Annotated in this window: 17 protein-coding genes and 1 pseudogene; 5 read left to right on the top strand and 13 right to left on the bottom strand. The window is 59.0% G+C overall.

Translation table 11 applies throughout. The features are described from left to right. Positions 1-566 precede the first annotated feature (566 nt). Positions 567-1811 (top strand): tyrosine-type recombinase/integrase, encoded by a 1245-nt coding sequence (locus JS530_RS10415; protein ID WP_214377085.1) that lies wholly within the window; start codon positions 567-569, stop codon positions 1809-1811. 277 nt (positions 1812-2088) lie between these two features. Here JS530_RS10415 and JS530_RS10410 read toward each other — a convergent pair whose 3' ends face one another. Together JS530_RS10410 and JS530_RS10405 are read right to left on the bottom strand one after the other, a co-directional pair. Next, a complete protein-coding gene (locus tag JS530_RS10410; protein ID WP_214377084.1) occupies positions 2089-2613 on the bottom strand; it encodes a DUF5626 family protein in 525 nt (174 codons plus the stop codon). Between the two features lie 530 nt (positions 2614-3143). After that, positions 3144-4577: a DUF2142 domain-containing protein gene (locus JS530_RS10405; protein WP_214377083.1), complete on the bottom strand. Its 1434-nt coding sequence runs from the start codon at positions 4575-4577 to the stop codon at positions 3144-3146. A 461-nt stretch (positions 4578-5038) separates the two neighbouring features. Here JS530_RS10405 and JS530_RS10400 point away from each other — a divergent pair, with 461 nt between their 5' ends. Next, positions 5039-6295, top strand: a complete 1257-nt coding sequence (locus JS530_RS10400) for a tyrosine-type recombinase/integrase (protein WP_214377082.1) — start codon at positions 5039-5041, stop codon at positions 6293-6295. Between the two features lie 306 nt (positions 6296-6601). On the opposite strand, the gene JS530_RS10395 is transcribed toward JS530_RS10400, so the two are convergent. From JS530_RS10395 to JS530_RS10360, 9 genes are all read right to left on the bottom strand, one after another. Further along, on the bottom strand, positions 6602-7834 hold the full coding sequence (locus tag JS530_RS10395; RefSeq protein ID WP_214377081.1) for a sensor histidine kinase: 1233 nt from the start codon (positions 7832-7834) through the stop codon (positions 6602-6604). Continuing rightward, a complete protein-coding gene (locus tag JS530_RS10390; protein ID WP_240541204.1) occupies positions 7810-8256 on the bottom strand; it encodes a response regulator transcription factor in 447 nt (148 codons plus the stop codon). The genes JS530_RS10395 and JS530_RS10390 overlap by 25 nt, the downstream gene beginning before the upstream one ends. Beyond that, positions 8217-8402, bottom strand: a complete 186-nt coding sequence (locus JS530_RS10870) for a response regulator (RefSeq protein WP_240541203.1) — start codon at positions 8400-8402, stop codon at positions 8217-8219. Before JS530_RS10870 ends, JS530_RS10390 begins: the two co-directional genes overlap by 40 nt. Positions 8403-8657: 255 nt before the next feature. Beyond that, positions 8658-10694, bottom strand: coding sequence for a beta-N-acetylhexosaminidase (locus tag JS530_RS10385; protein WP_214377080.1), 2037 nt, complete (start codon positions 10692-10694; stop codon positions 8658-8660). 132 nt (positions 10695-10826) lie between these two features. After that, the gene (locus JS530_RS10380) at positions 10827-11699 is read right to left on the bottom strand and encodes a carbohydrate ABC transporter permease (protein ID WP_109056370.1); all 873 of its coding nucleotides are present in this window, start codon (positions 11697-11699) and stop codon (positions 10827-10829) included. A 2-nt stretch (positions 11700-11701) separates the two neighbouring features. Further along, positions 11702-12637, bottom strand: coding sequence for a carbohydrate ABC transporter permease (locus JS530_RS10375; protein ID WP_169240090.1), 936 nt, complete (start codon positions 12635-12637; stop codon positions 11702-11704). A gap of 10 nt (positions 12638-12647) precedes the next feature. Then, positions 12648-13958 (bottom strand): sugar ABC transporter substrate-binding protein, encoded by a 1311-nt coding sequence (locus JS530_RS10370; RefSeq protein WP_214377079.1) that lies wholly within the window; start codon positions 13956-13958, stop codon positions 12648-12650. 396 nt (positions 13959-14354) lie between these two features. Next, on the bottom strand, positions 14355-15284 hold the full coding sequence (locus JS530_RS10365; RefSeq protein WP_214357795.1) for an ROK family protein: 930 nt from the start codon (positions 15282-15284) through the stop codon (positions 14355-14357). 131 nt (positions 15285-15415) lie between these two features. Then, the gene (locus tag JS530_RS10360; protein ID WP_214377078.1) at positions 15416-16531 is read right to left on the bottom strand and encodes an ROK family protein; all 1116 of its coding nucleotides are present in this window, start codon (positions 16529-16531) and stop codon (positions 15416-15418) included. A 233-nt stretch (positions 16532-16764) separates the two neighbouring features. Between JS530_RS10360 and JS530_RS10355 the strand changes: the two are divergent. From JS530_RS10355 to JS530_RS10345, 3 genes and pseudogenes are all read left to right on the top strand, one after another. Beyond that, a pseudogene (locus tag JS530_RS10355) lies at positions 16765-18089 on the top strand (ABC transporter substrate-binding protein). 511 nt (positions 18090-18600) lie between these two features. Beyond that, positions 18601-19224, top strand: a complete 624-nt coding sequence (locus JS530_RS10350) for a DUF4192 family protein (RefSeq protein ID WP_214377077.1) — start codon at positions 18601-18603, stop codon at positions 19222-19224. Positions 19225-19312: 88 nt separating this feature from the next. Next, the gene (locus JS530_RS10345) at positions 19313-20800 is read left to right on the top strand and encodes a ParB/RepB/Spo0J family partition protein (RefSeq protein WP_214377076.1); all 1488 of its coding nucleotides are present in this window, start codon (positions 19313-19315) and stop codon (positions 20798-20800) included. A gap of 187 nt (positions 20801-20987) precedes the next feature. On the opposite strand, the gene JS530_RS10340 is transcribed toward JS530_RS10345, so the two are convergent. Together JS530_RS10340 and JS530_RS10335 are read right to left on the bottom strand one after the other, a co-directional pair. Continuing rightward, entirely contained in the window at positions 20988-21320 is a 333-nt protein-coding gene (locus tag JS530_RS10340) for a hypothetical protein (protein ID WP_214377075.1), read from the bottom strand. A gap of 28 nt (positions 21321-21348) precedes the next feature. Further along, positions 21349-21855 carry a hypothetical protein gene (locus tag JS530_RS10335; RefSeq protein WP_214377074.1) on the bottom strand — a complete coding sequence of 169 codons (507 nt, stop codon included), beginning with the start codon at positions 21853-21855 and terminating at the stop codon, positions 21349-21351. Positions 21856-22142: the final 287 nt, after the last annotated feature.

The raw sequence follows: 22142 nt of genomic DNA, 5'->3' as shown, positions 1-22142 counted from the left end.
CCACGCCTTAGACAACGCAATCGTCAACGCCATCGAAATCCATGAAATCGATAAACAGCAACCACGCCACGCGAAATCTCGGCCATTCTGACCGACCTAAAACACCACAAAAGTTCCTATAACCCCAAAAGTTCCTATAACCCGCACATGAACATATGAAAAGACCTCGACCGTTTGGCCGAGGTCTTTGTTGAAGTACCCCCAGAGAGGGGGATACGGCCCAGCGTCGTACAGGTCCATCTCCACCACTCCGGGGGCAAATAAATTTACCTTCATTATTTACAAAATCAATCATAGCAACGGTTCCCGCTTTCTTCCAATAGACACGCAAGCAGTGTTGCTTCTTAGCGTCATCTTCATGCGGCTGATGGTCGAAACGACCTGTGACGAGTGATCGAATCAGCCTAAACCTCAATGATTGCAAGGCCTAAGGCACTAGAGGTGCATTTTTAGGTGCAATGGCTCACTGAGAACGTATTCGGTCACTTGGTGGCATTTTTGGTGGCATTTTTCCGAGGCCGTTATGCCATGCCATCGATCTTGGATTCAGCACAAGGAGCATCATCATGTCCGCAAGGACGAAGAAGGACAGTACAGGGCCGTCGCCGGGGCGGCGGAGCAGGTTCGGCACCGTGACGCCGCGCTACGATACCGCAGGCAATCTCGTCGCCTGGCAGGTGCGGTACCCGGACCCGAAGCGCCCGGGCAAGAAGGTCCAGCGCCAGTTCAAGCCGGACATGGAGCACGAGGCGCACCAGTGGCTCGAAGAGGAACGGCATCTGGTGGAACTGGACCGCAAGAACATCCAGGAATGGGTCCATCCGTCCGAACGCCGCCGCAGGAAGCGCGCGAGCCTGATCTCGTTCGAGGATTACGTGACCCAGTGGGCGGAGGGGTACCGGCTGCCGAACGGCGAGAGGATAGCCGGCGGCACGCGCCGGAACCTGTATCTCGACATCGCGCACTTCATGCCGGGCTTCAAGGGCAAGCTCCTGATCGAGATCACGCCGAAGGACATCAAACGCTGGTACGACGCGCCGCACCCTGAGGGGCAATGGGCGTTCCGCCGCTCATGCATGCGCTTGAAGGCGGCGTTTGCCAGCGCCACGAAGATGAGTATGGACGGCTCCCCGCCGCTGATCCGCGACAACCCGTTCATTCTGCCCATACCACCCGCGCCACGATCCGTCAGGGAGGACGTTCCGCCGGTCACGCCGCTGGAACTCAAACTGATAGCGGAGAACATGCCCGACTACACGAGACTGGCGGTGATACTCGCCACGCTCGTCGGAGGCCTCCGCTGCGGTGAGCTGTGCGGTCTGCAGATCAAGGACATCGACCTGAAGGCCAAACGCCTGACCGTGCGACATTCCGTCAACAGGGGCTATGCGGATCGCGGTTCGACACGCATCGCCAGGACCAAGACCGACTCCAGCCGACGCACCGTGCCCATCCCCGACGGACTCGTTCCCCTGATTCACGACCACCTGCTCAGACACTGCGAATGGACGGACCCGGAAGCCATGGTCTTCCGCCCCAGACGAGCCTCGGTGATGAGCCAGACCACCTTGGAAGCCCAGTTCCGCAAAGCCAGGGAGAAAGCCGGCCGACCCGATCTGACCTTCCAATCCCTGCGAGCGAGCCACGCGACCCTGCTCATGCTCAAGGGCGGCACCCTGAGGGAGGTCATGGATGAACTCGGCCACGTCAGCGAGAAGGTCGCCATCAAACACTACCAGCGCATCGTCGCCCAGCATCGCAACCAGATCGTCAACCAACTCGCCGAAGACTTCATTAAAGCAGCGCAATGAATAAGACATCGAGATAGGTACAGTGTTTGCCAAACCCAACAAAACACAGTTGGAAGAGCACCCAATATGCCGTGAGTCAATAAACTAGGCTTGAATTACCTAACAATAATGGTGGTTTGCGGAAGCTAAGTTCCGCAAACCACCATTAAAATCATTAGTCCCGTTGACTAACTCTTTTTATGTAGGAAGTGAATCAGAGAAATGAGAGCCACGATTCCCAGCACATCAACTCCGAGACTAAGAATTATGGCAATAGGGACAAGTATCTCGCTCATTTTCAGATTCCGTCCGTAACTTTGACATTATTACCAGAACCGGTAACATCGGCACGCAGCCAAGCAGTTCCGCTGACCCAGCCTTGGATGCTATATGTGTACTTTTGCTCCGCCATTGTCGCAGTGTGCGTCAAGGTACGATCGCTATAGGTTCCACCAATTAGATTTACCCACCAACTGTCTGTGCCGGTAATTCTGTTGTTGGACATATTGATGTAGTAGCCATCATAAAACGCCAGCCACTCCCTATAGATCTTCCACCTCTTTGTGGCTCGTGCCGTTGTAGCATTTTCGATTCCGATGGTGACGGGATCTCCCGAATCAGTGGTTGTCACATATTCGAGTTTTTCTCCGGGCTTGAGCTGGTCAAGACCTTCAAAGATGATAGAACCGTCCTCGGCAGCGACAGCAGTCGGCTGAACCTCTGCCGCATATGTAGGAACAGTCCCCGCGAACACAAGCGCGATACTGGAGACTAGCACCACCATGAGGATGGAAATCCTGCTGGCAAACGACCTGTACTTCATTTTGGACTCCTTAGTTTGTCTTCGTTGACATAGAGCGCCGTTTTATCTTTTCATGGAAACCGCTGATGCGGATCATCGTCGATGTATTTCCTGGTGCACTTGACTTATCAAGTTAAGCGCTATCAAATGCCTTCATGATTACCTCCATAGGTGTCCTATTGATATTGCCGCATCCGGATGCAGTAACTCCATGATGAAGCCTCTGCGAAGCTGGCGCTCTCCTGAAGCCTAATCTGTCATCTAAAGATGACTTCAATGTTCTGGAAGCCAATGGTTCCAACCACTTACCGACTTTCGGATGGGACACGGAAAGCTATCGGTACGCTGACCGGCTATGTTAGTCAAAGCCCACAGACCGCAGAACGTAGAAGGCGTGGTTGATTCATCGGCGAAGCGAGCAGCGACGAAGGGTTCAGCGCTCTGACTCGGCAAAAGTTGAACGCCACTGCTTACCTGCAGCATCAACTAAAGGGACGAGGTTTTTGATTCAATGGTCCCACCCCTCTGTGCTCCTGACAGCCAGGACATATTCATGGTGCTGGAGAGCGCAAAACGCTTGTAACAGGCTTGTTCACAATGTCTTGGCGGATCGATTGCAATGCTGCGGCGCATTGCATGGCCAGTAGGGGTACTAGTGGCAAGAAGTATCGGCTGTTAATGCCTATGACGCCTTGTTGCCCATCGAGCGTGAACTGCATCCATACTGCCACGTATATCAGCATCACGCATCCTGCGGCCGCCACCCATGCTGTCAGCCAGAACAGCAGGCATCGGCGGTTTTTGCGCCATGCGATCACGGTCAGTGTCAAAGCCATAATGGAAAGAGTCCAGAACAGGAGCAACAGCGGCGGCTCCCACCATGACCAGCCCTGTAGCCGGATGACACTGTAGAGCATCCGCAGCAGGAACAGTTGCGGGGCGGCTAGGAGCTCCTGTCGTCGTCGTACCACTTCGACATATGACACGCGCGATGGGTTCGTGGCGAACCCGGTCCCGACGCTCACCCATGCGAGTAGCAACAGAACCGATATTGCACATCCGCCGATAAGGATAAGACGAGAACGTATGTCCATACGACGATAGACAGCCATCGGCAATAGCACCATGAGCAAAAATGGCGCATAAGCGAACTTCGCCAATGTAATGATTCCGGAGATTGAAACCAGCACAACGCAATCCTTAGCACTGAAGCGATTGCCTTCTACGCAGCGCACCATCAGACAGGCCAGCGGCAGGGACAAAGCCGCCAATGTCGAGTCGGGCGAAAACATGAACGAGAACGGCATCGCCATCCATACGGCCAACAACCCGGCCAGCCATCGAAACCAGCGCAACACGTTCCCGGACAACAGCCGCAGGCAAGCACATACCGATGCAAAATAAACACCTAGCTGAAGTATTTCGGCCAAATAGAACTGTATTGTCGTACTCGATCGCAGAAGTCGTCCCACGGCGAATGCAGCCAGCTGCGGCAGATACGCAAACGGCGGATACACAGCGGTGTTATTGAACGGCACCTCGCACCGCCTCCCGTAACAGGTGGTGATGGACACCGGATCCACCAAACCGGACACGTAATCGCGATCATTGACCAGCGAGAACGCGATTACGTCACCACTAACCCAGCCACCCATGTTCCGCATTGCGTCGTGATGATAGTCGGATGTCGCCCGCACCGGTCGGGCCAGCACATCGCCGTTGAGCATCGCATCCACTCGATACACATGTGCCCACACGTCCGCAGTCGTTCCCGGCCGCACCAGCAGAATGCCCAACACCCCGCACAGCATCACAAAGACGAGAACAATTATTGACCCGCGATTTCTTGGTAGCCAGCCATTTCGATCAATCGAATACGAGCACATAACACCACCGTCACAAAACCACACGCCGACACCATGCCGAACCGAAACTATGATGATTGCACGTATAGGAATGCACCAATCAGAAGTGAAATCTGTCATCTAAAGATGACTCTGGTCGACACCAGACGCCGATAGACGGCAGCACAGAAATCACAGCTACTTAGATGTCGTTCAATAGACTAACGACAAGGAATATTGAAAGCTTTCACAATGGTTCTCAGTCAATAATTGACATTTATAGATGTGACCTGCGCATAGGTGCATATTCCATTGATATACATGTTGTGTCCATAGTACGCCAGCAATTCTCATTCGAGAATTACCATGGCTCCTTGGAAACCACCAATTATCGTAGTTCTTATTTGTTGTATTCCTTTTTCAATTCATACGGATAACGCTTCCTGCCACAGATGGCGAACAGTCATATGAAGACCGTTTGCTGTGTGTATGTCATCGCAAGATGACATACACACAGCAAACGCATCCCCACTAACGACATCTGGCTCAATCTCCCCAAAGGCGCGCACACGGTGCGCCTTTTTGCTATCAAGGGGGATCTCATGCCCAGAAATAGGCGTCCCAAGAAAAACCAAACGGAAAAGCCTCGAAGCAACTGGGGAACGGTCATACCACGTTATGACAAGAACGGAGGAATCATCGCCTGGCAAGTTCGCTATCCGAACCCGCTAGTTCCTGGGAAACGAGTGCAACGACAATTCAAACCCTGGCAAGAATTAGACGCCAGAACGTGGCTCGAAGAAGAGAAACATCTAGTAGATCTGCATAATAAGGGCATATCCGAATGGACGCATCCGACCCAACGTAAAAAAGAAAAGCTGAGTAAACTCAAGGAACAGGAGCGGCGCCGCATCCTGTTCCGCGATTATGTGACGCAGTGGGAATCGAACTACAAGCTCCCGGATGGCGGAGAGATAGCCGGAGGGACACGCAGGAACCTCAAGTTAGACATCCGGCATTTCATCACGGATTTTGAGTCGCTTCACCTCTCGGAAATCACACCCTTGAAAATCAAGGCATGGTATGACAAACCGCATCCAGAAGGGCAATGGGCGTTCCGCCGCTCCTGCATGCGATTCAAGGCGATTCTCGAATCCGCGACGAAGCCCGGATTGGATGGGACGGAGCCGTTGCTTCAATTCAATCCGTTCATTTTCCCTATACCTCCTGCACCTCGGTCCTCCCGCATCGACGCGCCTCCGGTGACTCCTCGTGAACTGATGCTATTGGCGGAGGCCATGCCGGAATACACAAGGCTGTCGGTTTTTCTCTCAACCTTGGTCGGAGGACTACGATGCGGCGAACTCTGTGGTTTGCGTGTTATGGACATAGATCTAGATAGTCAGACGTTGCACGTCCGACACTCCGTGAACCGCGGCCGTACGGATCGTGGAGAAATCCGATACAGCCGAACTAAAACGGGGGCAAGCATAAGGAATGTGCATATACCCGATGCACTCATGCCGATGATTCGTCAGCATCTTCATGATCACTGCGACATGAGGCTGCCAGAATCACCGATATTCGTCCCGCGAAGAGCGAAGATAATGTCCCAAACCACTCTGGAGGAACAATTCGCCAAAGCGCGCGTAAAAGCCAGACGTCCTGATTTGACGTTCCAAGGGTTGCGGGCGAGCCATGCGACATTGCTGATGCTGCGGGGAGGCACACTCCGAGAAGTCATGAACGAGCTGGGGCATACAAGTGAGAAAGTTGCCATACGGTATTACCAACTCACTGTTGCTGAGCACCAGAGCAGGATAGTGAATCTTCTTGCACGGGATTTCATGGACGCATAACGCCATGTCAAAAGAAGAATGACACAAGCTGGTGCTGGAACCTTCTCGGTTACCAGTACCAGCTCAATGACATGACGGCGCGCATGGCATAAACAATTACCTCATGATGTTGTCATACGAAAGATGACAAGCCTTGCCAATGACAACCTGATGCGATTGCATCTATGCGATACTTCGGTCGCAGAAAGGATGACCATGAAAGTAATTACTTCGGCGTTGCTGATCGCATCATTAACAACAATCGGGGTAATGCCGGAAGGCAATGCCGACGTTATCTCATTGGAGGCATATGACGTTGCTGCCTATTCAGTTCGGATGCTTCCAGTCTGTCCCCATTCCATAAATTGGATCTGTCACATCGTGGGATGAGCTCAGTGGAATTTGCGCATGAAATTGCCATGTTCCGTCTTCCGAGGAAGTTCTAGTTGTCCCACCCAGCGATTGTATGCGTTTTTCATGCAATTTTAAACCATTTTCCGATATAGGTTTATCAGGAAATAAGCTATTTGCTGAAACTTCATTGACCTGGTCAATGGATATCTCTAAATCTTTGCAGCTTATGGAAATATAATAATCGCTATTAGGTTTTGCATGGGCGGCAGTGTTCGTATATAGCTCTTGCAATATGGACTCTATCTCATCGAAGTAATCGCTGCTGATTTTTTCTGAAAACTCAGAAGGTATATAGGTTTTCCCGGAAAACCCCAGTGTTGATAAGAATTTATCACCTTGCTCGGCAATAGATTGCAGGCATCTGATATAGGGCATATCTACATTATTTAGCGATGCAACATCATTGCCGTTCATTACATTAATGGCAATTCGTATTTCTTTTAATGTTTTAACAATCGTTGTTCGAAGATTTGAAATCTCTTCTTCACTGAAGTTGTAATCATGTCTTGCCGACTTGTTGTCCAGCATTATTGCCATGTATGTCAGATTTCCGCTAACCGAATCATGTATCTTACTGACGGCAATATTTTCCTTTCTAACCATTGAAAGATGCTGCTGAATCTTTTCTGCTTTAAGCTGATCCTTCTCTACTTGATTTGCCAGATTTCTCCAAGATATAGCTCTTCCGATGAAAAATGCCAAAAACATAATGAGCAGAAGCATGACATATTCATCGAATGGAGTCTTTGTTAGACTGAATCTCCACATACGAATAGCGGAAATTGTTAACGGGTAGACCGCTCCATACGGCGGCTTGATATATAGTCCAATATAGGCAAGCGCCAACCAAGTTCCCCATAGAAAACTTGGTCCGCTAGTATCTGGTATAAAGCAGCCGACAATAAATGCACCCAACAGCAAGTTGCTGCCTAATAGCGGATGGACGGCCATTAGAGCGAGCGTCGATATATGAATGACCACTAATAGCCAAGTTATTATTTCTCGTGGCGGGTAAGTCCACGTTTCTGTTATCGTGATAACAATACTGACGATCGGAAGTAAGTATTGAACATACTTGGTGTTATTGAGAATGAAAGCATTGTGTGCTTTATTACCGCTCTTTATTCGTCTTTCTTTTCGAGCCATTTAATTACCGCCTGCGTTCTGTTCTTGGCACCTATCTTCTCAGCTACGCGCTTGATGTATGTCTTTACGGTTGGTTCTCCTATGCCGAGCTTCACTCCGATTTCTTTTGATGTATATCCTAACGCGCACAGATTCATGACCTCTTCCTCTCTTCTGGTGAGGTTCTTATATCGGCGTTTGGGACTGTCCTCTATGGATAGCCTTGCGTAGGCTTCCTGTGCGGTTTCCGATGACTCGTATTTCACATGAGGTGATTGTCCGTTGGCCAATAGACACAAGGCTTGGCAGATATCACGCACCTGCGCCTTGTCCATCAAGCACGCTGCCCCGTTCTCCAGAGCCTGTGCGTAGTATCGCTCTAGGGAGAAAGCGGTTATGCCGATCAGCACGATTTCGGTGTTTTGGAGCGGATGGCCCGGCATACCTCATAGCCGGTCATGTCTTCCAGGGACATGTCCACCAGCAGCACGTCGGGCTGCGTTTTCTTATCCAGGCATTTGTCGATAGCTGTTTTGCCCTTCGCAGCCGTCCAATATATTTCAGCGAATGGCAGAAGCTGCTTGATCATTAACTTCATCATGCCAAGTGTGAGTTTGTCGTTATCGACAATGGCGATTCTGATTCGTTTCCCTAGGTACATTGCTCAATCATCCGTAATACGGCTAGATGTGGGTGGTGCGCTGGAAGCGTTCTGGTTCCGATTGATGGCATTGGTGGTCTTGAAACCATGTTTGGACAAGACCACCAATGAGTTGCTGGTACTGGTCGTTCCCGGAATCGGGTGGCTACGGCATGGGGACTCCTCTCACAGGGCAGATGCTGCTCATAGTACGCTCTGCACTCGGTTCGCCGAGCGCAGATGATCAGTAACCCGGAAAACAGTCTCTCGTAGCCTGTGCAGTTCGGAGTCGCGGCTGGTCATACCCCATTGCGCCGCATACGCCTCCATCCAGATCTCCAATGCTTCGGCAAGGTTCGCCGCGCCGTCATGCTGAATCGCCTCCCCCGATTGCACAGTGCCAATGACCCCGGTCTCGGACGCGAGTCGGAGACCAACTCGGTTCAGAAGTCGCTGCCCCTCGATGGCTACGCGAAATGCAGCGGCATCCCCGTTGGTCCAAGGTCCTGAGGTCGCGGCGATTGCGGAGATTCGACGGGCACTGGTCTGTAGAAGGTGATCTGCGGTTTCGCCGAGCGTGACGTGATGTTTCAGATAGCGGATCAGCATCCGTCGGGATTCCGCAAGTGACGGCGCCCGGCTTCCGTCCTGAAGGGCGCGGACCACATCGTCCGGTCGTTCGTCTTCCGGCAGCAGTCCTAGGATGGTTTGCAGGACCCCGGTGTTGACGCCGCCCCGTCCGTCATCAAGTTCCAGCCATGTGATCAGATGGTTCCATTCGAAGCTGGCCGCATGACTGGCATGGGTGAGGATATCAAGCAGTTCGCCGCTGGCGTCGCGGTATTCGAGCCGGGAGATGCGACGGAGCATGTCGGCCTCGTCGGGAATGCGTCCGGGGTTCCATGCCTCCTGCGCGCCGATGATCATGCCGGGGATGGCCATGCGCGGGTCGTTGACGTGGCCGAGGTCGCCCCAGTCGGTGACGAGCATGCCCTGCGCGCCGTATTGTGTGCCGTAGCGGGCCATGCGGCTGATGTTGTTCCAGGCGTCGTCGATGCGCGGCAGGAGCGCGTTCCAGCACCATACGGCCGGGCAGACGATCTGCCGGGCGCCGGATCGGGCGACGGTGCGGATCTTCTCGTCGGTGACCCGCGGGTCGTACTGCCAGTTGAGCAGGGTGATGGTTTCGGGGAGTCGTTCCAAGATTTCGGGGTGTTCGAGGGCGATGTCGCCCCACATCATCGGCCGTCTGCCTTGGGTTTCGAGGTGGCGGCACAGGCGGGTGACGTAGTCGGCGTACATGGCGGCGACCCCGACCTTCTCGGCGAGGGGTTTGGAGCGGCCCTTGCCGAGGTCGAAGGTCTCGTCGGCGCAGATGTTGAATTTGTCGGAGCGGAACAATTGCAGGTAGTCGTCGACGAGACGGCACGAGAGGTCGAAGGCGCGGTCGTCGCTGATGTTGAGCGTGTGGTGGCGCATGCGGTCGATGAATCCGAACGGCTCGTCGGCGCTTTCGGGGAATTCGCCGAGGTCGCGCAGGCTTTGGGTGCGCAGGGCCATGTAGAGGTGGCCGAACGTGGAGACGGACGGCACGAGCTCGATGCCCCGTTCGGCGCAGTAGTCGTCGAATTCGAGGATGTCGCGCGGGGTGAGCGGGCTGGAGCCGCGCCAGGTCTCGCTCATCCCGTCGAAGGCGAAGGTGTGTTCGACGTAGAGCTGGAGCTGGTTGTACTTGTAGAGGCAGAGCTTGTCGGCCCAGGTCTTGAGCCAGTCGAGGGTGGGGACGCGCCCGCGGGTGACGTCGAGGTAGTAGCCGCGCGTTTCGAAGGCGGGCTGGTCCTCGATGTGCAGGCAGGGCAGGGCGGCGCCGCATTGGCGGATGAGCTGGCGCAGGGTCTGCACGCCGTTGCGCACGCCCTCGAAGTCCGCGCCCCTGACGGTCATGCCGTCCTTGGCGATGTCGAGCGTGTACGCGCCGGACGGACGCGCATGGAGATCGTCCAGTGTCGTCAATGTGATGAATCCAGGCCAACGGTCACCCGTGGCGATGTCCCATTCCAATCCCGCAACCGCACGGATGTCGTCGGCAAGTTGTGTTGCGAGTACCTGCCGTTCGTCTCCGAACGCACGTGGCTCGTTGACTCGGCCGCACATCGGCAGCAGTGAGACGCCCGCCTTGTGTTGTACGGTCTGCGGCTTGGGAATGATGGTCCATCCCTTCAGGGTTGCTTGATCGCTCATGGAAGTCCTTTCTCAGTGGTTCACCTTTGATTGCGTTATATTGCGTTTTGGGTTCCGAGATGACGCGCGGCGCCGGAACCACTCGCGGAAATGGTCCCGGCGCCGCACGCATTGTTTATCGCTCCGTTTGGGTTATTTGACGGCTCCGGTGGTGACGCCCTTCATGATGTTCCTTTGAATGATCATGAAGAAGATCACGACGGGCAGGGAGAAGATGACGGATGCGGCCATCTGCCCGCCGAAGTCGGTGCCCATGGTGGGCGTGGAGAACGAGGAGAGCCATACGGGCAGCGTGTACTTGGACTGGTCCTTCATGAACGTGTAGGCGGTCATGTAGTCGTTCCAGGCGTTGATGAACGCGAACACGGACGTGGACACGATGCCGGGCGCGGCCAGGGGGAAGGTGATCTTCCACAGGATCTGCCAGTCGTTGGCTCCCTCGACGGCCGCGGACTCGAAGATGTCCTTCGGGATGTTCAGGAAGAAGCCGCGCATGTTCCAGATCGCGAACGGCAGGACCATGGCTATGTACGCGAGGATCAGGCCGCTGTACTTGTTGAGCAGGCCGAACTGGTTGAAGATGATGAACTGCGGGATGATGCCGCCCGAGGTCATCTGGATGGCCAGCACGAACACCATGATCGCCTTGCGGCCGCGGAACCGGTAGAGGGTCAGGGCCGCGCACGCGAAGAACGCGAGGACGATCGACAGGACGATCGACACGGCGGTCACGATCACGCTGTTCTTCAGGTTCGTCAGGAACGAGGTCTGGGTGACGGCCACCATGAAGTTGTCGATCGACAGCTTCGCGGGCCAGAACACGGGTGTCGCGGTCATGATCTGGTTGCGCGGCTTGATCGACGTGACGAACATCCAGTAGACCGGGAAGATCCACACGATGCAGAACGCGACGGCCAATACGATCGTGCCGATGCGGCGCAGCTCGGCCGATGCGCTGCGCTTGGCGCGCGGCGCGATGCCGTGGTTTGCGGTTGCCCTATTCATGGTCACAGGTCCTCCCCGGATTTGAGCAGGTAGCGGATGTACACGCTCGTCAGGGCGAGCAGGATGAGCGTGACCAGCACGCTCGCGGCGGCGCCGGTGCCGATGTCGAACGACACGAACGCCTTCTTGTAGGTGAAGATGCCGATCGTCGCGGTCGTCTCGCGGGGTCCTCCCTGGGAGACGAGCCAGATCTGGTTGAACACGTTGAAGTCCCAGATCACCGACAGCATCGTGATGACCATCAGGCTCGGCTTGATCAGCGGCACGGTGATCTGCCAGTAGCAGCGCAGCTTCGAACAGCCGTCCAATTGGGCCGCCTCAAGGCAGGACTTGTCCACCTGCGTGGTCGCCGCGTACAGGTTGATCGCGATGTACGGGACGGCCTGCCAGACGACCAGCAGCCAGATCTCCAGGAACGCGAGCCACGTGTTGTCGGTCCACGACAGGTTCGTTACGTCGCCGAACAGACGGGTCTGGGTCAGCAGCCAGTTGACCACGCCGTACCCCGGCTGGAACAGCCACTTCCACACCACCGACGAGGCGACGTTCGGCATGGCCCACGCGAAGATCAGCACGAACGTGACCAGCCAGCGCATCACCGGCCCCAATTTGGTCATCAGCTGGGCCACGCCCATGCCGATCAGCACGCTGCCGGCCACGAGGGCGGCCGCGAACCCGAACGTGCGGGCCAGCGACTTGTAGAACTCCGGGTCGGTCAGCACGTTCTCGTACTGGTCGAACCCGACGATGTTGAACGAGCCCGTGAACAGGGTCTTCTGGTTGAAGTCCGTGAACGACGTGAAGACCAGGAAGATCAACGGCACCACGACCAGCGCGACGATGATCACGCCGGCGGGCGTCAGCAGCCACAGGGGCGTCAGATTGCGACGCCGCTTCACCACGGGGACGGCGGCAGCCGTCGATTGCGCATTGCTCATCACGCTTCCCCTACTTCTTCGCGTACAGGGAGTCCGCATGCTCGTCGAACGACTTGGCCGCGGCCTTGGCCGTGGTCGCGCCGGTGGCGATGTCGCCGAAGCAGTTCAGGGAGCTGTCGTTCTCGATGGTCAGCCATTGCGGGGACGCCGGTGTGGCCTTGGTGTCCTTCGCCGATTCGAAGAAGCCGGTCAGGTAGGACGGGAAGTCCGCGGACTTCATGACCTCGTCGAGGCCTTCGACGTAGTTGGGCATCCATCCGTCCTTGGCGAACACGTAGTCCTTCTGGATCTCGGGGCTTGCGGCGATCTTGATCCACTTGAGCGCCAGCTCCTGGCGCTTGCTCTTCTGCGCGACGCCCCACACCGAACCGGCCATCATCGCAGGCTGGAGCTTGCCGCTGGCGCCGGGCATGGGGAACGATCCCAGATCGTCGGTCGTGAGGTCGGGGTTGTACTGCTGGATGGTGCGGATGCCGGCGCTGTTGTTCAGGATCGCGCCGGTCTTGCCTTCGGCCAGCAGCTGGCTGAAGTCGGGGTTGCCGGTATCCAGCGAGCGGGACGCCTCGGAGGACCACTTGTGCTGGAATTCCACCCATTGGTCGATGCCCTTGAGTGACTTGTCGCTCGACAGGGTGCTCTTCCAGGTTCCGTCCGACTGCTGTTCGGCGAAGTCGCCGCCGGCATCCCAGATCCACCGTGCCGCCGACTTCCAGTCACGCCCCGGCATATAGAACGGGGAGAAGTCCTTGTCGGTGTTCGCGTCCCGGAGCTTCTGGAGATCGGTCTCAAGCTCCTCGTACGTGCTCGGCGGATTGTCGATTCCGGCCGCGGACCACATCTTCTTGTTGTAGATCACGGCGCCGGCGGCTCCCAGCGCGGGGATGCCGTACAGTCTGCCGTCGATGGTGGCGGGCTCTTCAAGGCCGGACAGCCAGGTGTGCCCCTGCCTCATGTCGTCGGCCTTGTCCGTCAGATCCAGAAGGCCGCCGCTCACGGCGAACCCTGCGACCTGCGTGTTGCCCAGATCGATCACGTCCGGCGGCGTGTCCGTGGACAGCGCGGTCGTCACCTTCGTGTTGATGTCGGCCCACACCTGGGTCTGCACATCGACCTTGACGCCCGTCTCCTTGGTGAACCGCTCGTTGATCGCCTTGATGGTGTCCTCGCTCTGGTCGCCCTGCATGATCCACACCGTCAGCTTGCCGCCTGCGGATGCATCCTGCTGTGAGCCGCCGGACGGGGCTCCCATCGAGCATCCCGACAGGGTGAGCGCCGACGCGGCCGCCAAGGCGATGGCCGCTGAAATCCTCTTCGTTCTCATGATGGTTTCCTTTTCCTGGAATGCCTGCCCGACGCCGTCGTTCGGAGGAATGGCGCGACGTGCCGCTGCGCACGACGGTCCCGGGTCCGTATCCGCCCGCGCTGCCATGCGCGGGCGATGCCGCTACGGACGCCGTTGCCGACGTCCGTAGCGATACCGAGGAACATGACGCCACACCACTTCTGGGCATCGCGCCGCAGCAAGACCGGATATTTTGTTAGCAAGCCTTGCGTAATTCCTGTAGTTGGTTTCAACCTCCTTGAGAGCCAAGGATATGACGCCTTAACCTTTTTTGCAAGTCAGTCGAACAAAATAATGGATGTGGTGCACCCCGTCTGTTGGAGATTGGGGAATCTGGTTTCGGCGCGCCGATGGTCCGTCGGCACCGGGGTCTGGTCAGCAGGCGATGAGGGACGCTCCGAGCGCGCCGATCGGAATCGACGCATCGGCGAGCCGCAGGCGTTCCGTCAGCCGCAGACCCGCGATGAATCCGCTGGAGGCCTCCCTGTTGCGCAGTTCCCCGCGCAGCGCATCAAGCAACGGGGACCCGGCACGGGAAACACCGCCTCCGATGACGATGACCGAAGGATCCGCGGCCTGGGCGACGATCTGCACGACGTCGGCGAGGGCATGCAGCGCGATGCCGAGAACCCGTTCCGCTTCGCCATCGCCGCCATCGGCCTTCGCGAGGATGTCGGGCAGCGGAGGATCCGCGACGGGCCACATGCGCCGCAGGCCCCCTCCCGAGCATGCGGTCTCCAGGCATCCGCGCTGACCGCATTTGCACGCCATGCGGTTGGGGTCCACCGGCAGGTGGCCGATCTCCCCGAGGGCGCCGGTGTCGCCGCGTTCGACGAGACCGGCGCGAACGAAGCCGGCCGCCAACCCCGTCCCTAGGTTGACGAACGCCATCCTGCCGTGCTTGAGCCGGTCGGGTAGCGTTCCATAGGCTCCCAGCGCCGCGGCGTTCACATCGTTGTCCACCCACACGGGAAGGCCGAGCATGCCGGATGCGCGACCTCCCAGCTCCAGGTTCTCAATTCCGAGATTGACCACGTTCTCCACGCGCCCGGTGTCGCGGTGCACCAGCCCGGGGATGCCGATGCCCACCGATCTCACCTCATCGAACCGCATTCCGGCCACCTGCCGCACGATGGCGACCGCATCCTCCACGACCTCGTCACCGCCTTTCCGGGCTGCCTTGCGCGCGGATGCGAGAACCGTGCCGGCCGCATCGGTCAGCACCGCCTCGATCTTCGTTCCGCCGACATCCACGCCGACGCGCAGGTTCTCTGTTTCCGGCGTACCACTGGCATTCATCGTCATGACGATCTCCGTTCCCGAGGGCGGACTCCTGTTTCGTCCGCCCGTCATTATGTTCGGAATCCTTACATATTGGATTCGGGAAGCGATGATACACCACGCCACGCGCGCTTGGCGGCGGGACGCACGTGGCGTCAGGACGAGGCCGCCGCGGACAGCCCGCGCCTGCCCACGATCTCGCGCAGCACGGAGACCGCCTGCCCCCGCAGAGTGGCGTCGTCACCGAGCTCACACCGACGCACCCGCATACTGCTCTGGTAGTCGTTCCGCGACAAGGAGTTGACGGTCTCGTCGCATGCATTGAGCAGCGTCTCGCCGACGATGTCGGGAGGTCCGTAGATGGCGATGTCATGAAGATTCAGCAGGCTCGCCGGCATGGCCAGAGCTCCGCCGAGCCTCGCACCAGCTTCGGCCAGGATGTCCGCGCGCCGATTTGGGTCCTGGCGAATGCGGTCGCGCAACGCGATGGCGGAGACGTAGGTCTCCAGGCAGCCGCGCTTGCCGCAGGTGCATGCCGGACCGTTCGGGTCGATCACAACATGGCCGATCTCGCCGGCCGCATGGTCGTCGCCATCCACGAACTCGTCGTTGAGCAGCACCGATGCGCCGATGCCCCGGGTGATCTGCACGAGCAGGCAGTTGGGATTGCCGTGCCCGAGGAAGCGGTCGGCGAGCAGTGCGGCGTTCGCGTCGTTGTCCACTCGGACCGGCAACGAGAACTCGCCTTCGAGCATGTCGCGAAGCTCCACGTCGTCCCAGCCGAGATTGGAGCTGGAGATCACCCTCCCTGCACCGGAGACCACGCCGGGGACTGCGACGCCGATGCCGACAAGCCCCGAACCGGCAAGCCGGATCATCTGACCGACGAGCGAAAGCACGTCGTCGAGATCGACCCGGTCGCCATCATCAAGCACACGTTCGCGACGCTCCACGATTCTGGCCCGCAAATCCATCACGGCGCCGGTCATCACATACGGGCGCGACAGATCGATGCACACCAGACGAAGCATGTCCGTGTCGATGGCCAGCAAGGTGCCCGGCTTGCCGCGGCCATCCCGTTTCCCTGACCCCAGTTCACGTAGCAGGCCGTCGTCGATCATCTCGCCGGTCACATCCGTGGCGGTGGCGCGCGAGAGCCCCGTCTCCTTGCATAGGTCGGCGCGCGACAGTTGCCGGTCGGGGAACAGCAGCCGGAACAACAGTCTGCGGTTGTTGGCCCTTGCGTCGCTGGGATTGGATTTAGCGTACATGGGAGCCCTCCTCGGGTGAGACGATTGCGGAAATGCGGAATCACATTATCGGGACGGACATCCCGGCGTCATCCTCGAACGGCTTTCAGAATAACACCCATCAGGGGACTGACAATATGAAAACCCCGGTGTTTTGACAAGTTTCCCATCTCTGTACATAATCATGTTCGACATCCAAACAAAATAGTTGCGGCATACGGCCAAAGACGGTCGAGCACGGAAAGAAGACCAACATGAATAACACCACACGCGCAGCCATAGCTACGGCCGTCATCGGAGCCCTGCTCATCCCGCTCGCGGGATGCGGCAACACGACCGCAAGCTCGGGCAAGACCGAACTGACGGTATGGTCGTGGGACGCCAGCATCGATCGCGCCGCCAAAATCTTCATGAAGGCCAATCCCGACATCACGGTGAAGGTGAGCAACGTCGGCAGCACCGAGGAGACCTACACCGCGCTCAACAACGCGGCCCAGGCCGGCAGCGGACTGCCCGATGTCACCCTGATCGAATACCTCGCCATCCCGCAGTTCGTGCACTCCGGCACGCTCATGGACCTGAGCAAGGTCTACGATGCCACTAAGCTCAAGGACACGTTCACCCCGGCACCTGGAGCTCCGTGAACATCAACGGCGGCGTGTACGCGATGCCTGCCGACTCGGGCCCGATGGCCTACTTCTACGACAAGGACGTGTTCGACCAGGCCGGCATCGACGAACCGCCGACCACGTGGGACGAGTTCTACGAGGACGCGAAGAAGATCCGCGCCACCGGCTCCTACATCATCTCCGACTCCGGCGACGCGGGCCTGTTCAACGCGATGATGTGGGCCATGGGCGGCCACGCCTACACGCTCGACGGCGAGAAGCTGACCATCGACATCACCGGCGACAAGGGCGCCCAGCGGTTCATGGACCTCTGGCAGAAGCTGCGTGACGAGGACCTGATCGACGTCCACACGAAGACCTGGACCGACGACTGGATGAAGTCCCTCGGCGACAGCTCCATCGCCAGCCTCATCAGCGGCGCGTGGATGGCCAACAACCTCCTGCAGGGCGTGCCCCAAGCCACCGGCAAATTCCGCGTAGCCCTCCTGCCCACCATCGACGGTACGCCCATCAACGGCGAATACGGCGGCAGCGGCCTGGCCATCACCAAGGACGTCGCGGACGGCAAGCTCGAGGCGGCCAAGAAGTTCGTCGAATACGTCACCACCAACGACGAGGGCATCGACGCCCGCGTGTCCAACGGTAGCTTCCCCGCCACCACCAAGACCCTCAACCAGGAGGACTTCCTCGCCAAGACCACGCTCAGAAACGCTGACGGCAGCGACAACGAGTTCTTCGGAGGGCAGAAATACAACGAGGTCTTCTCCCGGGCCGCCAAGGACGTCACCGGCAAATGGGAGTTCCTACCCTTCGAGCCCTACGCCCGCTCCATCTACAACGACAATATGGGATCATTCTTCTCCGGCAAGGAGACTTTCAAGGCTGCCGCTGACAAGTGGCAAAAGGCGCTGAAACTCTACGCCGAAGATCAAGGTTTCACCGTTCAATAATCATCTACGGCGAACGTGGCGGTATCTTCCGCCGACACGAGTAAGCACTCTGCCCCATCTCCTTCCGGGCAGGGTGCTTTTTACGTTCCGAATGTCGTTCCATAGACAACCGTTGCGGGGATTTGTATCCAGCACCGAAACGGCGACCTTGCCGATTGCGGAGAGAATGCTCCAGGCGGGGCTGTTCGACATACTCTCCGCAATCGGCGCGGGAACGCGGCCCCGGGCCATGCGCTGCGCGCATGACCGTGTTGTCTGGCCGCTCGCATGCTCGCGGCGGTGGGCCGCGCGGAATCTGACGAGGGGTTTGCGGCCACCACCAGCATGCCATGCGCTCCGTCTGCGTTCCCTGCGCCGTGTCCCGCGCCGCTCCCGTGCCTGCGCTGCGACGGCGGACCAGCATGCCGTCTTCGCTACGGCCCGGATCGTCGCGGTCCACGCCTCCGGTCTCTCCGCCTGCGCGCATGGCAGGCGGGTGGTGTCCGAAATGGAAACCACACGGAAAGGACCGATGGACATGAACGACATGGTGGACACCCGCACGGCGGGAACCGGACTGGCGAAGCGCGTACGCGACGGGTTCCTTCAGGACCGGCGCGAACTTGGACCGGCACAAGCGGCCGACAAGTGGTTCGCGCCCCTGATGGACAGGTGGAACGGCCTGCTGTCGCGCGACGAGGGAGGCTTCTCCCATGAGGAGCGCGTCACGCTGGCGGTGCTGATGACCGAGTGCCTGAGCATGCGGGACTCGCTGATACTCGCATCTTTGCGCGAGATGGGCGGCGGCGAACTGCACATGCTGTACGCCCAGCCGCATTCGATGGAGTCGGCGGCCGTGGTCATGCGCGAACTGTCACGGGCGTTCAAGGACGCCGCCTACCAGCCGGACACGAGACGCGGGGAACGCGCGACGGCGTTGCTGGAATCGGTGACGGCCGATGCCCCGGACGGATACAAGGCACAGCCGATGGCGTCGTGCGCGTACCTGCTGTGGATGGCCGACCGTTCGACCGCCGCCGCGGTGCGCGCGCTCAAGGCCTTGGCCTTGGACGACGACTGCTCGCTGGCATCCCTCGTGCTCGCGGCCAGCGAACACGGCATCCGCCCCGCGTGGACGGAACGCCGCCGCCACTGAGCGTCGGCCGTGGATTCATCTGGCTGGGGCTTCCGATTCCGGAAGCCCCAGCCAATCCCCAATCATCTGTTTTTTCAAGGAGACAATCATGGAAACCGCAATCATCGAACGTCCCGTATCGGCCGACGAGGGCATGGACGAATCGAACATCGTCATGCTGGACATGGGACTTATCGATCCGAACCCCGCGAACCCGCGCCGTGACGTGGACGATGTGTCGGAACTCGCGGATTCGATACGCGCGCAGGGCATCCGGCAAAACCTGCTCGTCACTCCCACGCCGCAGGGACGCTACCTGCTCGTCATCGGGCATCGCCGCCTCGCCGCCGCCAAACTCGCCGGATTGAGCCGGGTGCCCGCCGTGGTGGCCGATTTGTCGGAACGGGAGCAACGCGAGCTCATGCTCGTGGAGAACAGCCAGCGCGCCGACCTGACCGTCATCGAGGAGGCCGACGGCTATCAGGGGCTTCTCGATTTGGGCGTGGGCGTGGACGAGGCAGCGCAACGCACCGGCCGTTCCACGTCATTGGTGCGCCGACGCCTGAAGATAGCCGCCATCGGCGAGAACGCGCGAAGCAAGGCCGGAACAGCCCAGCTGAGCATCGACGACTGGGAGACCATCGCCGACTTCGACCGGCATCCAGACCTTCAGGAACGGCTCGCCGAGGCGGCAGGCGGCAAGAACTGGAACATGGCCGTCAAGCACGCCCGGCAGGAGCGAACATGGCGCGAATGGCTCGACACGGCGCGAGCCGAATTGAAACGCATGGGCATCGACGCGGCCGACGAACAACCGAACACGGACAACTGGTATGACTCGCCAAAGGGATTGCGTCGCACCACGATGCTGACCACAGGCGACATCGCCAAGGCCATCGACGCATGGCGCGACTCCCATGACGGAGCCACGCCCGTCGTGGGAGTGCGGGCCGAAGGCGCGTCATGGGCGCGCGGCATCGCCCTGTACGAAACCGTGGACGAGGAGGCCGAGACCGCGGCCCGTGAGGCGCGTGAGGCGCGTTGGCGCGAGGAACGGGAACGCAAGGAACGCGAGACGGCACCGGCCAAGGAGTTCGCGCGGGCAAGCCGTGATTTGCGCATCGCGTTCGTGACGCATCTCATGGAACTGAAATCCCAGCCGAAGGGCATCGGCAAAGCCGTCGCCCTGCTGTCCGCGAGATTCGCGCTCGATACGCTCACCGAGGGATTCGACCAATGGAACAGTCACGCCGAGGACGTTTGGGAGCAAATCACCGGCATCGGCACGGCGGGCGACGACGCCGATGAAGCAAAGCCGGAGGACGAGGCCGAAGACCCGTTACGCGAGTCCGTCACCGCGATGATTGCCGGCGACCCGCAACGGGCCGCGTTCGGACTGCTCTACGCCTTGGCCGAAGAGCGCGTCAGCTGGGAAACGTGGCGTGACGCGGCGACCATCGCGGAACACGCCACACCGTTGTACGAGGCGTTGGAAACACTCGGCTACCGCACCTCGGACACGGAAGCCGAAGCCCTCAATGGCTCCCTCGTACCAATCGATGACGACGACAATGGCAGGGATACCGGCATAGGGTAGGACAGCGAACCGGGCGACGATGGGGCATCGCAAGCCGACGACGCATCCGGCGAGCCGGACGACGCCGAATAAGCGACGGACGGGGCGGAACCGGAATACGGGTTCCGCCCCCGTCCGGGCGCGAATGGCGAAACGTGACGGCGCATGCGCGCCCGCGCCTTCGGAGCCAAGCGGCGGCGGGTGACGTTCAGCCGTGGCGGGAGGAGCGTCGTCGGAGCCGCGCGTCGCACCAATCCATGAGCATGCTCGCAAGCACGGCCGTGAGAAACGCGGCGACGATCAACGCGAACGAGCCGTCCAATGCCGGAGCGTCCGAGCCGGCGAGGAAATGCATGAGCAGGAACGCCAGCATGAGCAATCCCGACAGCATGGCGAACGCCGTGAACACGGAGTTCACGAGGAACACCACGAGCCGCAACGGGTGCGCGAACAGGGCAAGGCACGAGGCCACGCCACGCATCAGCATGCGTATCACGCCCGTCGCCAGCGACAGGCCAAGCATCACCAGCAGCATCGGCATCGCCGTCACCTCCCGTATGTAGCCAATGTCATCCAGCGTAGCCGCCAGGACGCGGGAAACCGAATCGCAATCCCTCCGAGTCCAATCCAATCGAACCGGATTCTCCGGCATCACCGGCATCGGCCGCATTCGCCGTTGCATCATTGCCTTCCGTCAGAGCAATCTCCGGCGTACCGACGGCGGATGCCGGTCGGCCGTCGGATTCGAGGGACGAATCCTCGCCATCATGGATTTCGCCGTGACTATCGGCGGGATTGGCCTGCCCGTAGTCGGGCGTGACGGCATGGAACGCCATGCCCGTCTCCCTTGGCTCCATCCTGAGCGTGCGCACGAGCTGGGCACGAGGCATGTGATGGTCGTCGCAGAACGACTGGGCGGCGTCACGGAATCGTTCCGCGGCCCAGCGCATATCGTCCAGCAGAATACCCAAACGCGACAGTTCGCCGCGTTTGCGCCGAAGCGCCTCCAACTCGGCATCCAATGCGTTGTCGGCGATGGCGCGCATCGCCCGGTTGCGTTCCCTCGGCTTCGCCATGACGGTCTCCTCACGGTGATTGTTCTTCACTGCCCCGCATCGTAGAACGACGCCGGCAATGATGCCGGCGGACACGAAACGGAACCGGCTTCGGCATGCGAAACGTGACCTGAAGTCCGCCGCGCATGGCGTGGCGCCAAGGCAAAACTGACCGGTGCGCAACCATCCCCTCCCCGGAGGGGCGGTTGGTGTGTAGCAAGCATCGCCGGTGTACGTACACCGGCGCGGCCCCATGAGGCTCGGGGCCGATCGCGGGACACCCGTGGAACCCGATATGAGGAGGCGCC

The organism is Bifidobacterium colobi (assembly GCF_018555455.1).
In the GTDB taxonomy this organism is placed as follows: Bacteria; Actinomycetota; Actinomycetes; order Actinomycetales; family Bifidobacteriaceae; genus Bifidobacterium; species Bifidobacterium colobi.
The sequence above is the reverse complement of the archived record's forward strand: the minus strand, read 5'-3'. Positions and strand labels throughout refer to the sequence as shown.

Excerpts from the sequence above, each read along its gene's own strand:
- JS530_RS10400 (WP_214377082.1), top strand. The coding sequence starts at position 5,039 with ATGCCCAGAAATAGGCGTCCCAAGAAAAACCAAACGGAAAAGCCTCGA.
- JS530_RS10370 (WP_214377079.1), bottom strand. The coding sequence starts at position 13,958 with ATGAGAACGAAGAGGATTTCAGCGGCCATCGCCTTGGCGGCCGCGTCG.
- JS530_RS10350 (WP_214377077.1), top strand. The coding sequence starts at position 18,601 with ATGGACATGAACGACATGGTGGACACCCGCACGGCGGGAACCGGACTG.
- JS530_RS10380 (WP_109056370.1), bottom strand. The coding sequence starts at position 11,699 with ATGAATAGGGCAACCGCAAACCACGGCATCGCGCCGCGCGCCAAGCGC.
- JS530_RS10395 (WP_214377081.1), bottom strand. The coding sequence starts at position 7,834 with ATGGCTCGAAAAGAAAGACGAATAAAGAGCGGTAATAAAGCACACAAT.
- JS530_RS10365 (WP_214357795.1), bottom strand. The coding sequence starts at position 15,284 with ATGACGATGAATGCCAGTGGTACGCCGGAAACAGAGAACCTGCGCGTC.
- JS530_RS10385 (WP_214377080.1), bottom strand. The coding sequence starts at position 10,694 with ATGAGCGATCAAGCAACCCTGAAGGGATGGACCATCATTCCCAAGCCG.
- JS530_RS10360 (WP_214377078.1), bottom strand. The coding sequence starts at position 16,531 with ATGTACGCTAAATCCAATCCCAGCGACGCAAGGGCCAACAACCGCAGA.
- JS530_RS10345 (WP_214377076.1), top strand. The coding sequence starts at position 19,313 with ATGGAAACCGCAATCATCGAACGTCCCGTATCGGCCGACGAGGGCATG.
- JS530_RS10415 (WP_214377085.1), top strand. The coding sequence starts at position 567 with ATGTCCGCAAGGACGAAGAAGGACAGTACAGGGCCGTCGCCGGGGCGG.
- JS530_RS10410 (WP_214377084.1), bottom strand. The coding sequence starts at position 2,613 with ATGAAGTACAGGTCGTTTGCCAGCAGGATTTCCATCCTCATGGTGGTG.
- JS530_RS10335 (WP_214377074.1), bottom strand. The coding sequence starts at position 21,855 with ATGGCGAAGCCGAGGGAACGCAACCGGGCGATGCGCGCCATCGCCGAC.
- JS530_RS10405 (WP_214377083.1), bottom strand. The coding sequence starts at position 4,577 with ATGACAGATTTCACTTCTGATTGGTGCATTCCTATACGTGCAATCATC.
- JS530_RS10870 (WP_240541203.1), bottom strand. The coding sequence starts at position 8,402 with ATGATCAAGCAGCTTCTGCCATTCGCTGAAATATATTGGACGGCTGCG.
- JS530_RS10340 (WP_214377075.1), bottom strand. The coding sequence starts at position 21,320 with ATGCCGATGCTGCTGGTGATGCTTGGCCTGTCGCTGGCGACGGGCGTG.
- JS530_RS10390 (WP_240541204.1), bottom strand. The coding sequence starts at position 8,256 with ATGCCGGGCCATCCGCTCCAAAACACCGAAATCGTGCTGATCGGCATA.
- JS530_RS10375 (WP_169240090.1), bottom strand. The coding sequence starts at position 12,637 with ATGAGCAATGCGCAATCGACGGCTGCCGCCGTCCCCGTGGTGAAGCGG.